At 46.6% G+C, this 16,664-nt stretch carries 9 protein-coding genes; 4 read left to right on the forward strand and 5 right to left on the reverse strand.

Annotated features, from left to right (window positions below):
* The first annotated feature begins 17 nt into the window (after positions 1-17).
* Positions 18-1,577, forward strand: coding sequence for a hypothetical protein (locus tag MHB80_RS02840; RefSeq protein WP_341280745.1), 1,560 nt, complete (start codon positions 18-20; stop codon positions 1,575-1,577).
* A 303-nt stretch (positions 1,578-1,880) separates the two neighbouring features.
* Here the strand turns inward: MHB80_RS02840 and MHB80_RS02845 are convergent, their stop codons facing one another.
* Positions 1,881-3,044, reverse strand: coding sequence for a response regulator (locus MHB80_RS02845; protein ID WP_341280746.1), 1,164 nt, complete (start codon positions 3,042-3,044; stop codon positions 1,881-1,883).
* Between the two features lie 493 nt (positions 3,045-3,537).
* On the opposite strand from MHB80_RS02845, the gene MHB80_RS02850 reads away from it, so the two are divergent.
* Both MHB80_RS02850 and MHB80_RS02855 read left to right on the forward strand, forming a co-directional pair.
* Positions 3,538-6,141, forward strand: coding sequence for an S-layer homology domain-containing protein (locus MHB80_RS02850; protein ID WP_341280747.1), 2,604 nt, complete (start codon positions 3,538-3,540; stop codon positions 6,139-6,141).
* A gap of 316 nt (positions 6,142-6,457) precedes the next feature.
* Positions 6,458-9,574, forward strand: a complete 3,117-nt coding sequence (locus tag MHB80_RS02855; RefSeq protein ID WP_341280748.1) for an ATP-binding protein — start codon at positions 6,458-6,460, stop codon at positions 9,572-9,574.
* Between the two features lie 222 nt (positions 9,575-9,796).
* Here the strand turns inward: MHB80_RS02855 and MHB80_RS02860 are convergent, their stop codons facing one another.
* The 4 genes from MHB80_RS02860 to MHB80_RS02875 all read right to left on the reverse strand — a co-directional run bounded on the left by MHB80_RS02860 (position 9,797) and on the right by MHB80_RS02875 (position 14,786).
* A complete protein-coding gene (locus MHB80_RS02860) occupies positions 9,797-12,079 on the reverse strand; it encodes a DEAD/DEAH box helicase (RefSeq protein ID WP_341280749.1) in 2,283 nt (760 codons plus the stop codon).
* A gap of 75 nt (positions 12,080-12,154) precedes the next feature.
* Positions 12,155-12,871, reverse strand: coding sequence for an ABC transporter permease (locus MHB80_RS02865; RefSeq protein ID WP_341280750.1), 717 nt, complete (start codon positions 12,869-12,871; stop codon positions 12,155-12,157).
* Positions 12,868-13,713, reverse strand: a complete 846-nt coding sequence (locus MHB80_RS02870) for an ABC transporter ATP-binding protein (protein WP_341282843.1) — start codon at positions 13,711-13,713, stop codon at positions 12,868-12,870. The genes MHB80_RS02865 and MHB80_RS02870 overlap by 4 nt, the downstream gene beginning before the upstream one ends.
* A gap of 137 nt (positions 13,714-13,850) precedes the next feature.
* The gene (locus tag MHB80_RS02875; protein WP_341280751.1) at positions 13,851-14,786 is read right to left on the reverse strand and encodes a LytTR family transcriptional regulator DNA-binding domain-containing protein; all 936 of its coding nucleotides are present in this window, start codon (positions 14,784-14,786) and stop codon (positions 13,851-13,853) included.
* 221 nt (positions 14,787-15,007) lie between these two features.
* Here MHB80_RS02875 and MHB80_RS02880 point away from each other — a divergent pair, with 221 nt between their 5' ends.
* A complete protein-coding gene (locus MHB80_RS02880; protein WP_341280752.1) occupies positions 15,008-16,549 on the forward strand; it encodes a sigma-70 family RNA polymerase sigma factor in 1,542 nt (513 codons plus the stop codon).
* Positions 16,550-16,664: the final 115 nt, after the last annotated feature.

Here is a 16,664-nt window from a genome sequence, read left to right on the forward strand (position 1 = left end):
ATGGAGACTGTTTGCCTATGACAACGAATTATCTGGAAATGAAGGATCTTGTTGGAAAAATGGAAGGCAAGCCGACCACCCACGGCTGGGACATCGTTTGTTCATACGACGTCCGTCAGTTGAACGTGTTTTTGAAATCACAGTATGAAGCGGGGAGACTCGCCAGGGAAGTCATGCTGAAAACGGAGCGGGAACATCCGATTGACGGAAAGAAGTATACCATCCAATACGACATCAAATTTGCTTCGCCCGTTATCAGCTTCATTGCCGGGCGTTCCGGTTTTGCGACGCTGACAATGCCCATCGATGAAGGCAGCACCGTTTGGATAATTAATGAGGAAGCCGTGACTAGAACGATTCCGATTCCGGGAGGCACTTACAGCGTGCAAGCCATCGTTCCACTCGTGGCGATCAAGGGAGACACCGGCGAAGTCATCGAGCATGACGATGTCGTGACGTTCAGTGACGGCAATTCACACGACAATCATATTATTGTGCATTTCAATTCGGAGAGGGGAACCTTGTATCAAATCGTTCCGCCGCCGTATCCGAAGGACCACGATATTTTGATCACTTACTTCTTGCCTGTATTGAAAGACTACTTTCAAACGAATATTCAGGGGATCGATTATGCGCTGTCTTCGATTAACAACAAGCAACCGGCATCCGGCAAAACCATTCTGACGCCAAAGTCGTTCGTGTTTACTTCGACGGGGGACAAGAACGATGGGGTTCTTAGTTTGTACATTCAGACGAAAGAAAGCGGCTGCCCGCCTGGCAATCCATCTCCTTCGTTTCAGCCGGGCGATAAGGCCGTACATCCGATTCCGAAAGGTTATACGGCTAGCATCATTTTGTCCAACAAGTTAGTTACGCAATCGTTTTTAATGCCTCAACTGAAGGCTTCCGGTTTTTCGGTCGAGCTATCCAATCCGATTAGCGGAGGCGGGATATTCGCTGTACTGCGGAAAAACCAAAATATAATTTCCGTTGGAAAAAGTGGGGAAAGCTTCTTTGAAAGTCACAGCTATGACGGGCTGCAAATTAGCATGCACGATAATCCCATCAATATGACGTTGCAGAAAGGCGGAATTACGCTTAAGTTTGAGGGGAATGCGCTTTCGAAGTGGAGCCAACATTCAAAGTTTTCGGAATCATACTCCCCCCATGGCAGCGTTAATATTAAGATCTGGCTTCATAAAGGGCCCGTGCCGTTGACGCTAAGTGCGGAGGACGTAATCGGGTTGCACATTTCCGTCGATCCGTACGAATTTACGGTTGATTTGCAGGGGGAGCCTTGTTATATTATAGACTTTGGTTGTACGGACACCTATCCTAGGTTTTACGAATACTTGAAAGGACAACTTCAATTCCCTGCAATCGATCTTCATTTGCCAGGCTTGGACTTTTTCAATACGACGAATTTGCTGGCACCAGGTCAGAACGTTATCGGACTGGACACGTCCAAAGGTGTGCAAACGCCGCACGATTTTCTGGTCGTCGGCAACGTAACGAATCTGAAGCAGTTGCGGGAGCTTCGCACCGAAGCGGCTGATGGGTTTAATCGAACTACTTAATGCTGCGATGGGACAGCTCATATGTTTTAGTTGTTTTGAAATTATTGAAATATCAAAAAAGCGCTTGATTGTTCCTAGCTGGACGATCAAGCGCTTTTTTCGCGATTAATCGCTCATGTGACGATGTACTCCTTTGCTTTGTGTCCATGAGTATCAAGGTAAGTTTGCACGCGCATGCGATGCCACTTGATTCACAACCTAACGCGGGACAGCGGTCTCATCCCTTGTATGGTCCATAAAACGGGAGAGTCAACAACATAGATTTATAGTGATACTAAAAATCCCTCGCCTTTAAGCGTGAGGTTATCCAATTTCTGTTTCCTCATTGCGCCAAGGGGGCAATTTTTTTCTCGTTTGTTCGAACCAGTCTACCAGCTTTTCTGTCAAGCCGATCCGCAGCTCGTTTGTAAATAGATGATCCATCTTATGGTAGTGCCTCTCCGCTTCTTTGTGCCTTCCGCTTGCCGTATACAGCTTCATCAGCGCAAGCCCGTCCTCTTCGTTATAAGGGTCCGTATCCTGAATCCGTTCGTACATCGTCAGCGCTTCCTCCAGCATCATGGCTTTCTCATAGTATCGGGCTAACGATAGGGCATTCTGTTTCCATAGCTTCCGTAGTCTTTCGCGTTCGTCCTCTACCCACCCATAACCGATCTCTGGTAAATAGTCCCCTTCATAAAGCGAAAGCAATCGCTGAAGCTTGGAGTGACTTTCGGACAAATTTAAGCCGCTCACCTGGCGCAAACCGTTTTCCCATTCATCCACGTCAATCCGAATTCGGCTTGTGTCGAGTATGTAGCCTTCTTGCATAGTCCTATTTTGGATCGGGGCATCAATTCCCATTTGCTTCAAGCACTGTCTAATGTGATAAATCGATGTGTACAATTGATTCGCCGCCTGTTTAACATCAAGCTCCGGCCACAGCAGTTCCAAAAGTGTTTCCTTGAGGACGATATTGCCGCGTTGGTGTAGCAGGTAAGCAAACAGAGTCTGCGTTTTTGCCGTACGCCATTTCGGTATTTCCGGAGACCCGCCACTTCTCTGAAAACGGAGAGACCGAAAACATAGAATGCGAGAAGGCGGTATTGAGCGCATATCTTCTTTATGCATTCTTTTTTGCATCAGCCGCGTTATCGTTTGATCCAAGCGTGCTTGATACAACGGTTTAAGCAAATAATCGACCGCATTCAGCTCAAAAGCTTGGACAGCATACTCGCTATATGCCGTTATAAATATAATATCAACTCCCGGACAAGCCTCCTGTGCCAGTTCTACCGCTTTGATTCCCGATATTTCCGGCAAGTGAATATCGAAAAATACGACGTCTGGCTGAAGTTCCGGCATTCGCATAATAGCCTCTCGCGCATTTCCAAACGAGCCGACCACCGAAATACCGGGATATCCCGACAGCATTCGCCGAATCTGGTTTAACACCAGCGCTTCGTCATCCACCAGCATGATCTTCATGTATTTCACGCTCCATAACATGTATGCATTGTTTTTTGGCAAGATTCGACTTGTTATACCAATACTATCGGAATTTTGGTAATGGATGATTAGATCTGTCCGAGCAGCCATGTCCAATTAGAAGTAGTCTCAGTCGGTTGAATTACCTTGATAATTCGGGGTTAATTTCAAGTATTTCATTAGCACGTGAGCGAAAACAGCAAATAAAGCAGGTGTAGAGATCCTGTAAAGCCCCTTTTGTTACGATCACCCCTGTCGAAAGTAAGTGAATGATATCAAGATATAGGATCAAGGGCCTTGGAATCCCTATGGGACAGGGTGGGGGGAAGCGGAATAGAAAAAGAAAGATTGTTTTACTTCAGTGTGAGCAAACGTGCCTGAGTTAGATAGGGATAGACAAATTTTTCAAGAAGAAAGGAGAACCCTGCTTAACTGAAAGAAATGTGCAAATATAGAATTTCTATATGCTTTCGTTAGCAGGTATACACAAAATATGAAATTAAAAAATCGAGGAATGTTATCTGTTCTAATAGCAATTATTATGGTATGGACAATGGTGCCACTTCATCCGTTAGAAGTAAAAGCCGCTGCAACATCTACACTTGATCTTGGTACTCCTATTAGTGTAACCGAAACCACCTATCAGCTATCAAATGCTACATTTGGAAGCACAGGTGTCGTGAATGGAGCAGGCGGATACTTTACTGTGGCAGTAAATAATGGTTCTATTGCTGTTGGAGCTCTTCCAAGTGGTATCACCGAGTTGATTAATGGCATAAAAATCAGTGGCATTGTGACTGATCAATCTTCATCTGTAAATAGAGTATTCAATTTTTCAAATGGTATTACTTATGAAGATATTCTGGTTGTTATTCAAAATTTGACATTTACCAAAGCTGTGGGGCAAACCCAAAGTGTAACAGTAAATGTAGCGCCAGGGGCACCATTGACCGATGGAAAAACATCTGTGCGTACCTACAATGGGCGTCATTTTGTATATGTGCAAAGACAGGCTACTACCATGACTTTTAAAGATGCTGTGACGGTTGCAACGAACAATAGCGGTCATCTTTTAGAGCCAAAAGCAAACAATCCACAAGAAATTTTTGCGATTGCTAGTATGTTTAAAGAATTTAAAAGTGCCTTTAGGGGAAATTGGAGCTTTTTAACCTTTATAGGCGCTACTAATACTACAGCACCTAATTGGAACACTTCTAGTTATAGCGCTACAAGATATATATCTAACAGTCAGCCAACAGGTCTTGATACATCGAATGAGTTTGTGCCAAATGGAGCGTATGACCATCTTACACTTCTGCTAGACACGACTAGTAATAAAATTGGTTACTTAGCTGTGAATAATACACACGGCAGCAGCAGCGGATATTTTGATCCGGGAGTTATTGTCGAGTATAATTCAGGGGTCATTAGCAACAATATCACAGCCATAAAATATATTGGGGTTTCAGAGTTGAAAGATTTGACGCTGTCGAGCGGCACGTTAAGCCCGGCATTTGCGGCAGACACCACAAACTATACGACAAGTGTGCCGAACAGCGTGAGCGACACGACAGTGACGGCAATGGAATTTGATGCTGTTTATTCTACGGTGACGGCGAGCGTGTACAATAGCGAAGGCATGTTGGTACAAGGTCCGATTAACTTGACAAGTGGCGTCGCTTCCGATTCCCTGCCGCTGAGCGTAGGCATCAACACGATCAAGGTGGTCCTGATGACTCAGGACGGCACGACGCAAACGTACATTATAACGGTGACGCGCGCCCCTAGTGGCGGCTCCGGTTCCACCGGAGGTTCGACACCTGCACCTACATCCACTCCGGCTCCTACTCCGGCATCGGGCGTGAAAACAACCGTTAACAATGAGGACAGCAGCTTCGCTACTGGCACAACGGCAAACAACGTGACGACCGTTGTGATTGATCGAGATAAACTAACGGCTCATCTCTCCAAAGGCGACGGACAGCAGTTGAATGTGCTTGTGCCTGGCGAGGGTGACATCAAGGTTGCAGGTTTGACCGCAGCCACCCTGAAGCAGTTGTCCGATACCGGCTCCACGCTGAACATCGAGAACCTGCTTGCTATTTATCCGATTCCAAGCACACAACTGGATCTGGGTTCGATCACTAAACAATGGAACGGCGCGCCGCTTGGCGAAATTGCAGTCGATTTGGATATCAAGAGATCGTCTGACGCATTAAAAGCCGCAGCAAAAGAGCAAGCGACCAAAGATGGCTACGATCTGCTCGTCAATCCGGTCGATTTATCGCTTAGCTTCACGTATAACAACCAAACCGTTAAGCCGGATCAATTGAAGGGCTACGCGCCGCGCTATATCGCTTTGCCTGAAGGCATTGATCCGAACAAAATTACGACCGGCGTCATTGTTAATCCGGACGGTACCGTGTTCCATGTACCGACAGTCGTCACGAAAATCAACAACCGTTACTTTGCAATGATCAACGACCTGCGCAGCCAGGGTAGCTACTCGGTTATCTGGAATCCGCAAAATTTCGATGACGTGAAGAGCCACTGGGCACAGGCGAGCATCAACAATATTGCAGCCAGACTGCAGCTTGCAGGTACAGGCAACAATACCTTCTCCCCGAATCGCAGTATTGACCGTTCGGAATTTGCCACGATTGTGGCAAGCGGACTTGGTTTAATGCGCGAAGGTGTATCCGGCACGCCTTATAGCGACGTAGCACCATCGAGTTGGTACCACGATGCCGTAACGATTGCCAGCGAATTTGGCGTTATTAAAGGCTTTGATGACGGTGCTTTCCACGGCAGTGAACGGATTACAAGAGAGCAAGGCATCGCTATGATCGCCCGCTCCCTTCATATTGTTCAGCCGCAAGAAGCGCTGAGCTCACTGGAAATCAATCAGCTTCTTGCTCCTTATAGCGATATGGACCAAATCTCCGGGTATGCCCGGGAGTCCGCGGCCCAACTGATTAAGGCTGGCATCCTGCAAGGGATCGGCAAACAGCAGTTGAACCCGAAAGCGGCGATGACGCGCGCGGAAACGGCGGTTATGGTTGAAAGATTGCTGAAAGCTACGAAGTTGATCGACTAGTATTAAGGATTAAGAGGGGGCTAACTGCCTCCTCTTTTTGTGCGACGGGCAGTCGCATCCTAGTTCACGAACGCACTATAAGTAATTACTACAAACAGCGGTAACGCTACATCTGTAAAAACGCACCGAGAGTTTAGAACATTACATTTCTCGGAGGTGAAATAGTCACAACACTGGCTAATATGCCTAATCACCCGATTTATGGAACAAGGGATTCCCGCTGTTCTTGTCGAAGTATGAAAGCTATCGGACCGGGACTTAGCATTTTCAAGCACTTGGCAGAACTGAACGGCGAATCGTTGGGAGTGAGCTCTATATGATTTGGATAAAAAACAAAACCGCCCTGAAATATGCTGTGACGTTCATCCTGTTTCTCTCTATACTTCTTGGCATCCGGTGGCTTTGGTCCGGGTTTTTCCTTACGCCTGAGCATCCTCGTGCGGTTCAAGGCGTGCTCGATCTGCGCGGCTGGGACTTCGCCAACTCCCGTTCCATCACGCTGGACGGTGAGTGGGATTTTTATCCGGAAGCATTCGTCACGCATACAAACAAGGATTGGAAATCCCTGAACAAGCGTAATATCATGGTTCCGGGAGATTGGCGAAGCGCTTTACCAGCAGATTCAAAGTCCTCGTTTGGATACGGTACGTACCGGCTGCGCATTCTGGTCGACCCTTTGCCGCAGCAGTCCTTCGAATTCTGGATTCAGGAAATTCAAGCCTCTTCAGTTGTTGAATTCAACGGACAGATAGCAGGAGTCGGCCAACCGACGGAGCAAGCGGATACATATAAGCCCCGCCGGATTTCTTATACCCCACTTTATAAGGCAAACGGAGTGAATGAGATCGAGCTGCTCGTACGCGTGGCCAATTTTGATAATCCGCTTAATGGCGGTATTGTCAGAGACATCCGCTTTGGGTCGGATACGGCCATTAATACCGAACGATGGATCTCTATTGGCTTTCAGATTATGACCTTCGTGGTACTGATGTTTCTTGGCTTGTACACCGTGATGTTATACTTTCTCAGTTGGCAAAAAGGGTTGCTTGCCTTCTTTATGCTGCTTTTGACCTCCGGGATTACGATTGTGTCTGATAACGACAGCCTGCTGCTGGTATGTATGCCTTTTATCAATTATGCATGGGCACTGAAAATTAAATTACTCTCTTACTCGTGGCTCCCCTTTTTTTTTCTACTAATTACCGGAATTTTTGCCAAGCTCCGAACAAACACGGTTTTGTTCCGTACGTACACCATTGTTCTGGCTTTGTATTCAGGATTTATATTGGTCATGCCGCCCCCGCTCATTTATTATCTAATCGAATTTAAAATATTCAGACTGCTTTATTGGTTTCCAATGGCTTGGGTTATCTATCTGATTGGCAAACTTATAGCCAGAAATCAGCCCGGTGCCATCTTCCTGCTGCTTGCTACCATGAGCATATTATCCAGCTCCGCATGGGGACTGATTAATGCTCACTTGAAAGTAATAAACGTGTACTTCCCGTTTGACGTTCTAGTGGCTATTGTCAGTTTTTCCGCGTACTGGATTAATCAGTACTTTCGCAATTCCCAAGAAAACGCCAAACTAAACGAGCAATTAAAAATGGCAGACAAACAGAAGGACGATTTTCTGGCCAACACATCCCATGAATTGCGAAATCCCTTGCACGGAATGCTTAATATGGCGCAAACCGTCCTTGACAGCGAAAAACATTCATTGAGCCGCGAGAGTGTCCAAAATTTGGAGCTGGTAATGACGGTCGGTCGGCGCATGTCGTTTATGTTAAATGACCTGCTTGATTTGACTCGTCTCAAGGAGAGTAACATCCGTCTGCACATGCAGACCGTTCAGGTGCAGGCGATCGCTTCCGGCGTATTCGACATGCTTCGCTTCATGACCGTTAGTAAACCGATCCGGCTGGTCAATGAGATTCCGAATGAGTTTCCTCCTGTGATGGCCGACGAAAACCGACTCATTCAAATTTTGTTTAATCTCGTTCACAATGCAATCAAATTTACCAACGAAGGAACTGTCGCCATCCGGGTGGTCGCACAAGATGGGAAGGCGTACATTAGCGTTGCGGATACGGGCGTCGGCATGGACGAGGAAACGCTGCAAAGAATCTTTAACCCTTACGAGCAAGGCGACTCAGGTATGACGGCGGCGCCCGGGGGTGGAATCGGACTGGGCCTCGGCATTTGCAAACAGTTAGTGGAGCTGCACGGAGAAACGTTGGAAGTGAAATCTGCCTCTGGCCAAGGTTCGGCATTCACCTTCGCTTTGGCGCTGTCCGATTCGCCCGTTCAACGGGAAGCGGATTTTGCAGCAGTCCTCCCGCTTGTCTATGCAGAAACCGCCGCGGCTACCGACTCGAACATCCGTTACGGTACGGATGACGATTCTGCCGTTGTGGAGGGATCGGTGCGTTCTTCGGTATTGGCTGTGGACGATGATCCGCTTAACTTGAAAATACTGGAGAACATTCTGGCTGGAAAATCTTTCGACATCGTTGCGGTTACGAGCGGCAAGGATGCTTTGTCTCATCTGAACACGAGAGTATGGGATCTTGTTATTGTTGACGTCATGATGCCTCATATGTCGGGGTATGAGTTAACAAGAGCTATTCGTGAGCGCTATTCGAGCTCGGAACTGCCCGTTCTGCTTCTGACCGCGCGGAACAACCCTGAGGATATTGCCACCGGTTTTTTGGCTGGGGCTAACGATTACATTGTGAAGCCTGCGGATGCGATGGAGTTAAAGGTTCGGGTGCGGGCATTAACGGATCTGAACCGTTCCGTACGCGAACGCCTGCGTATGGAAGCGGCATGGCTGCAGGCGCAAATAAAACCGCACTTTTTATTCAACACCCTCAATGCGATAGCTGCGCTTAGCGACGTTAATCTGAACAGAATGCGCCTACTGCTCGACGAATTCGGTAATTATCTACGGGCCAGCTTCAACTTTCAAAATTCCGAGCTGCTTGTTCCGCTGAGACAGGAGCTTGCCCTCGTACGTTCTTATTTATATATCGAAAATGAACGTTTCGAAGGCAGGCTGAGCACGGTTTGGGAAGTCGAAGCGAACATGGAGCTGAGGCTTCCCCCGCTTTCCATACAACCGCTTGTCGAAAACGCAGTGCGGCACGGCATCATGAGTCGTTCGTCGGGCGGAATGATTCATATTCATATCGCCGAATATGAGGATCGTACTGAAGTAACTGTTTCCGATAACGGCGTGGGGATGGATACAAAAACGCGGCAACATATATTCGATATACGTTCGAATCAAAGGCAGGGAGTCGGTTTGTTCAATATTAATCAACGGTTGAAACAATTATATGGGAAAGGCCTACACATTCAGAGTGATCCAGGTCAAGGGACGATTGTCGTCTTTGCCGTGCCGAATAATGCGGTGAACCGCCTGATTTAGCAGCTTGCCGATGCGCATCGGCAAAAAGACGACAGCGATACTCCGGACTGTACAAGCAGCGTAAAACGCTCCGGAACTGGACGGAGGATCTGCTGAAACAACATGAGCAATCAAACTGATTTTAATATCAAAAACTCCAAACGGACAACGTGGCAAAAACATAGCTTCATTAGAATAAGTCAAGTGTTGTAATCAACGAGTGGGTATTCAGATATTGTCGCATCAAAATTTTGACCACCCGAATACCGGACTCAAAGTTTTGCGCAACCAATAAGCGATTATCGTCCCTGGGGTCCATGTACCGGGATTCTGCAAGTATTGCTTGTATTGATCGGTGATGATATAAGTCCAAGTGGAAGCAGGGCTTTTCAACCCGAACTTTTCCCACATCGCCGGATCATTCGAGCCTCCGAGCTTTGCAAGCATATTCGCCGACTCTCTATTTATTTTAGCCGCAATTTGCTCGTAGGCTTGGATGATTTGCGCATGAAATTCGTCGATCGGATTGCGGTTAACAAGGCTCGTCAAATGGATGCCTTCGCGAATGTAAGAAACATATTCCAGATGGTCGGCCCAGAATTTGTCGATATAATAAAGCCGTACCCGCTGCTCCGAGGGGCTCATCGGTGTCTCTCCTTTCAAAATTCGGAGCCGCTCCTCGTATAGCATACGCCTCTGATCCTCCACCATGTCCGAATAACCGTTCAGCTCCTGACGGATATGGAAGTTTTGACCCATAATAACACGCTGAATATGGTCAATTTTGCTGTAGAGCACCGACTCTTCGAGAGTCTCGTCCTGCCTAAGACCCCGTATCGCTTTATTAATGCCGAACCTAAGCAGCAACTCATCTTCCAAGCTTACGAAAAATATGGAAGCTCCCGGGTCACCTTGGCGGCCGGATCGCCCGCGCAGCTGGTTGTCGATCCGCACGCTTTGGTGCATATGCGTACCAATCACGTACAACCCGCCCAGCTTGGCGACAGCTTCTGCTTGCGTGGGGTTGCCGCCTCCGAGCCGAATGTCGACGCCACGTCCCGCCATATTCGTAGACACCGTCACGGCGCCGATCTCTCCCGCTTTGGCGATGAGCTCGGCTTCTTTTGCGTCGTTTTTCGCATTCAGAACATGGCAAGCTACGCCGGCAGCCGCTAGCGCCTCCGCCAGCATGTCAGACTCCTCGACGCTTGACGTACCAATGAGAATCGGACGGCCGGCCCTATGGACGGACGAGATTTCTTGTACAAGCGCCTTACGTTTGGCTTCTTTATGGGTATAAATCCGGTGCGGATGGTCGATCCGTATGTTTGTTCGGTTCGGCGGAATTTGCACAACCTGCAGCTCATAAATATGCTCGAATTCTATGGCGGAGGCTTGCGCGGTAGCCGTCATTCCGCAAATCTTTGGATAAAGGCTAAGGAAGTGTTGAAGGGTGATCGTACCAAGCATGATCCCGCCGGCTTTCGCCTGCAGCCCTTCTTTGGCCGAAAGCGCGGCTTGCAGCCCGTCCGGCAAATGCCTGTTCTCCGCCACGCGGCCGGTATATTCGTCAATCAGCTCGATTTTACCGTCCCGGACGATGTAATCGACGTCTCTCTTCAATAACAATTCCGCATGCAGCGCGCAATTTAACGACATTAACAAATGACTATTATGGCTATCGTACAAATTGTCGCATCCCAGCAGCGACTCCGCTCTTGCAGAGCCTGCTTCATTCAAGTAAACGTTCCGCTGGAAATCGTCGAAGTCGAAATGCCCATCCTGCTCGAGCTGCCGAGCCACTTCTGCGAAACGAATGCAGTCGTTGCCGGAGGAGCCCGGCTCTCCGGCGATGACTAGCGGCACCCGCGCTTCGTCGAGAAGCAGTGAATCCGCTTCGTCGATGATGACGTAATGGAAGGGACGATGCACAGCATCGGCTTCGTCTAAAGCGATCGTGTCGCGCAAATAATCGAACCCCGCCTCTTTAGCTGTAACATAGGTAATATCGGCGGCGTACGCTTCCCGTTTCTCGGGCAAGCTCATGCCCGCTTGAACCGCGCTTACCGTTAACCCGAGAAAACGATAGATTGGGCCCATCCAATTCGCATCCCGATTTGCCAAATAATCGTTAAAGGTCAGCACATGAACGCCTTCGCTGGTTAGCGCATGCAGATAAGCAGGCAAAACAGCAGAGAGCGTTTTCCCTTCTCCGGTAAGCTGCTCGATCAAAAATCCCTCGTGCAGAGCGATGGCAGCCATGATCTGGACATCGTAGGGCTGCAATCCCAGTGTTCTCTTCGCTGCCTCGCAGACTAGCGCATAGGCCTCAACTAGCAGCCCGTCCAAAGGCGTACCCGATTTTGCTGCCTTTTTCAGACGGAGGGATTCCGCTTGCAGCTGCTGATCGTCCCATGCTTCCAAATTACGTCCCCTGATGAGCTCTGTCTTGTCCCGATAGCCTTTCAGCTGATTCCGGGTATCGCGGTGTTTAAATTCTTGCAGCAACTTGACGGCTAAATTCATCGAAATTTGATCCCTCCTCGATAGAACTACGTGATTCTATAGTGGCTGGCGCGGCCGCTCTTTTGTCATTTTTTCCTACTCATCCTTTAACCGTCGTTGGTACAAAGCAACAGATACAATCGTTAATACAACCGTCCATGCCAAAATAATAAGGAGGGGTTTTAATAACTCTCCCGTCGTAAAGTCTGTAGGGGGTAAGCCTAGCAAATGAACAAGCTGACTGCTTGGCATGTAATCCAGCACTTTGAAGATCGGATAATCCTCCACTAGAAATGCTCCCCATGGTGCCCCAGAGAATACGATCGTCACAGGAATTATTAATAATGACGCATCAAGCAACGTCTTGGAGAATAGACCACATATCGTCCCGACTGCTGTGTATAAAATAATCGAAAGAATGGTTGCTGCCACAAACGCCCATATACTAGCTGGCTCATAGCCAAATAGATACGTAGCAATAGCCAGAACAACAACAGACATGACAAAGACTAAAGTACTTTTACCGATTAAAACATCCATGGTCGTGGCCGGAGTCATCATTAATGATCGTAAAGTGTTACGCTCCTTTTCTTCCGCAATCAAGCATGCTTGTACGAAACAGGTTAGGAACACAAACGAAAGATTAAGAACTGTAGCGAAAGATCCAGGCAAAGACGAGGCGGCGCCAGCAGCTCGAAGAAGAAGTGCGAGGATAATTGGGAAAATCAACATAATGGAGATCGCATAATTGCGTGAAAACTCTTTGTAATCCTTCACAAATATCGCTTGTACACGTTTCAATGAGATACTCATAGCAGCTCACTTCCTGTCATTTTAATAAAGATATCACCTAGACTTGGCTCTTTCGTTTCCAATCGATCAATTAACCCTCGTTTCATCCAATCAGCTATTTGATCTGCCGTGCCCTCATTGATTGGAAGCTCATATGCTTGACCATTGATTAACTCCACACAAACGACGTTTTCCCGATGCTGTTTTTTAAGCTCTTTTGGTGAGCCGATGGTTTGGATTTGTCCTTGATACAAAATCGCTACACGGTTGCATATCAATTCTGCCTCGGCCATATTATGCGTCGTTAAAAAAATCGTTGTCCCTTTCTCATTTAAGCGGCGCAGCCCTTTATAAATATGCGCGGAGTTTACCGGATCTAAAGCCGAAGTAGGTTCATCCAAAAATAATAATTCCGGCTCATGGATAATCGCGCATGCCAACAGGACACGCTGGCGCATCCCTTTTGATAAAAGATTGACTTTCTTTTTGCGCTCTCCGCTTAAGTTTACAAATTGCAGCACCTTATCGATCGACGATTTAGGAAGATCATATAACTTACGAAACAGCTCCAGATTTTCCTCTATCGTTAATCTCTCATAGAGACCGCTATTATCCGTCAAAATGCCAAAGCGCATCTTCTGTGCAGACTGATTCATCATCTCCGCCGGCTCGTTAAATACACTTGCCTGTCCACTTGTCGGATTTAATTGTGCAGTTAAAATTTTTATTAATGTCGTTTTTCCTGAACCGCTCGGACCTAGGAACCCGAAAATTTCTCCTGACGGAATTGAAAAAGACACATCTGCCAATGCATCCTTACTTCCAAAGCTCTTTCGAATATGTTCGACTTGTATAACAGCCATTAACACCACTTCCTTAGAGTTGATGGCTTAAATATATAAAGAATGCATGCTTCCAGCCATCAAAACCCGCTGAAATGTAGCTGTTATCGCCTGAATGGTACTATCCAATGCTTAATTGGTTCGGCATTACCCCGGAATTAAAGGTTAAGTAGTGTTTTTAATTCCTGTAATTTTGAACGAGCTAATGGAACCACGGCATCTTTACCTGTATTTAATCGCAAACTGTAGCTATTTTTCGTCCAAGTAATAATCTCTCTTATTTTTTGCAGATTAACGATGTAGGATCGATGACACCTGAAAAATCCGAAATGTAACAATCTCTGCTCGAGCTCGGTTAGCGTCAAAGCACAGTGATAATTTTCTCCACCCACATGAACAAGGATTGCTCCATCCATACTTTCTATAAAATCGATTTCAGGCGGATTAAATAAAATCACTTTGTCATTTTTTTTCGTATAAATCTTCTGCAAGGTTATATTGTCTCTATCTTGTTCCTGAACTTCCTGTTTCTCCTCTTCTGAGTCTCGAATATCCAATGGATGAAATCCGAGCTCGTTCAATCGATAAATTTCATCGCAGGAAATAAGGGCATCCTCTAAATTCGATGTTAAAATTAAAATCTGCTTTTCTTTCGAAAGGTCATCCAAAATTCGTTTTAAATGACGACGATCTTGTTCTTCCAAGTAAAAATAGGGTTCCTCCAGCACAAGTGTAGGCTGATGGGCAAAAAAGACACGCAGCAGTGTCACATACATCCTTTTCGATGAGCTCAGATCCTTGATTTTTATCTTCCGTTCTTCTTTTAAAGCAAAATAATCCAGCAGCGAAGCGATATGGTCATTCCTCTCCGTTACTTTGATTAGAAATTGGATTAGCTCTTCCACCGTTAAACGCATATATTCGTTTTGCTGAGCCCGAAATAAATGATATAGGGAATGATTCACTAATTGATTCATTAGAAGCTGCTTTCGCTTCAAGTCCGTTATAATGCTAATCGACTGGTTCGATGTCATATTTAATTCAATCTTCGGTAGAAATAATTCCCCATCATCATACACTGGTTCAAATTGCATGCCGTCCTCCTGATCAGTTCCGCTATAGGATATATTGAACAATTATAAGGTTGGAATACTTTTTTGTCAGTTTCTATTCATTTTGAATCGAAGATTAGTCTCGCTGAGCCGTATCACAGGTAGCAGCAAGTTTCTGCTATTTTATCAATAGAAACGAGTAACCTTTTGCAAAGATACTGGCACTTTGTATATAGAATCTGAATACAGGGGAGGTGGAATAGATGCGGCAGTGGATTGAAGGAGCCCGGCTCGGCGACCAAATCGCATGGGAGCGGATCGTGCAGCATTTTAGTGGCATGGCATTTTCTGTGGCATATGGGAAACTAGGTGACTGGGGTCATGCGGAGGATGCGGTACAAGAAGCGTTCGCGGAGGCCTTCGCCAATCTCACTAAGTTGCAAGAGGCGGATGCTTTCCCGGGATGGTTCAAGACCATAGTCGAACGACAATGCCAGCGGATTCTCCGCCGAAAAATACATGCTGTAATGCCAATGGATGAAACGACCGTAATGGATGCAGAGGAATTGAATGTGGGGTTCATCATAGAAAGGAAGGAATGGCAGGAGAGGATTCATCATTCCATCGAGGGTTTGTCGGACAATTTAAAACTGGTAGTCCAATTATTTTATTTTCATGGATATTCAATAAAAGAAATATCAAGTTACCTTAAAGTAACCCCCTCTGCACTAAAAAAACGGTTGTTCGACGCCCGTAATAAGCTAAGAACGTCACTGCTTGTTACCGACTTTGTATCCATGTTCAATGATCTTTACGAAGGAGGAGTATCGATGCTTCATATTGTAAATGGAGATATTGTCGGCGATAAGTTAAGAAAGGGAAACGTTCGCGGAGATATCTTGGTTTGGAGAGAAGTGTATCCGGTTGGTCCGGTATTCTTGGAAACGGGGGAGCTCCATCAGAGGTCGCCCAGAGTGGAATATTTGGAGAGGACTCTAGGTATTCCAGCAGATGACTATGTGGCAAATTGTAAGTCGCAAGAACAGATTCTGCGGAACTTTCACAAATACGATGAGATCGTATTATGGTTCGAGCATGATTTGTTTGACCAACTCATGCTGAGCTATTTATTGCATTGGTTTTCAAATCAGGCGCTAGGTCATACAAAACTGAATTTGCTGTGCATTGGCGACTACCCAGGTATTGATTTGTTTCGGGGATTGGGTCAACTTACGTCAAAGCAGTTGGAAACATTGTCAGGTACGTGGCAAAGGGTCGGACAGAAGGAGCTTGATACGGGCAGCATAATCTGGGAAGCATACACATCGCCAAATATTGAATCGCATGTTGAAATTTTGAAAAAAGACACATCGGCGCTGCCCTTCGCTCACGCGGCGCTTGAACTGCACTTATCACGCCTGCCTTCCCCCATAAATGGGCTGGGAATCGTGGAGCAGACCATTTTGGAGCTTATTGGGCATGGTGTGGATACCCCACGCAAGCTATTGAAAGAGATCGGGAACCGCTTGAGTGTGCTAGGGATGGGTGATTTGGAATTATGGTATCGGTTAAGGAATATGTCAGAACAACCGCATGCACTAATAAAAATACCGGGAAAGAAAACTACTCCATCCTTTGAAAATGGCAATCTTGCATTAACTGAGATTGGAGAGGAGGTAGTCTCGGGATTAAAGGACTGGATCAAGGTGAAGGGAATAGATGAGTGGTATGGCGGTTTAGGGCTAAATGGTGATTTAGTATGGCGCTGGGACTCTCAAAGAAAGCAATTGATTTATATGGAATAAAGCAATAACCTGCCGTTACAGACAGCACGGAAAGCTGCCCCCGAAATGCAGGGGCGGGGCGCTAAATGATAACACAACGGTTCGACCTTAGGCTTTCCGTCCCACCATAAATTAA

It is taken from the genome of Paenibacillus sp. FSL H8-0537 (genome assembly GCF_038051995.1).
Taxonomy (GTDB): domain Bacteria; phylum Bacillota; class Bacilli; order Paenibacillales; family Paenibacillaceae; genus Pristimantibacillus.

Bases quoted from the DNA above. Each gene is read 5' to 3' on its own strand.
- MHB80_RS02840 (WP_341280745.1), top strand. From the start codon at position 18: ATGACAACGAATTATCTGGAAATGAAGGATCTTGTTGGAAAAATGGAA.
- MHB80_RS02845 (WP_341280746.1), bottom strand. From the start codon at position 3,044: ATGAAGATCATGCTGGTGGATGACGAAGCGCTGGTGTTAAACCAGATT.
- MHB80_RS02850 (WP_341280747.1), top strand. From the start codon at position 3,538: ATGAAATTAAAAAATCGAGGAATGTTATCTGTTCTAATAGCAATTATT.
- MHB80_RS02855 (WP_341280748.1), top strand. From the start codon at position 6,458: ATGATTTGGATAAAAAACAAAACCGCCCTGAAATATGCTGTGACGTTC.
- MHB80_RS02860 (WP_341280749.1), bottom strand. From the start codon at position 12,079: ATGAATTTAGCCGTCAAGTTGCTGCAAGAATTTAAACACCGCGATACC.
- MHB80_RS02865 (WP_341280750.1), bottom strand. From the start codon at position 12,871: ATGAGTATCTCATTGAAACGTGTACAAGCGATATTTGTGAAGGATTAC.
- MHB80_RS02870 (WP_341282843.1), bottom strand. From the start codon at position 13,713: ATGGCTGTTATACAAGTCGAACATATTCGAAAGAGCTTTGGAAGTAAG.
- MHB80_RS02875 (WP_341280751.1), bottom strand. From the start codon at position 14,786: ATGCAATTTGAACCAGTGTATGATGATGGGGAATTATTTCTACCGAAG.
- MHB80_RS02880 (WP_341280752.1), top strand. From the start codon at position 15,008: ATGCGGCAGTGGATTGAAGGAGCCCGGCTCGGCGACCAAATCGCATGG.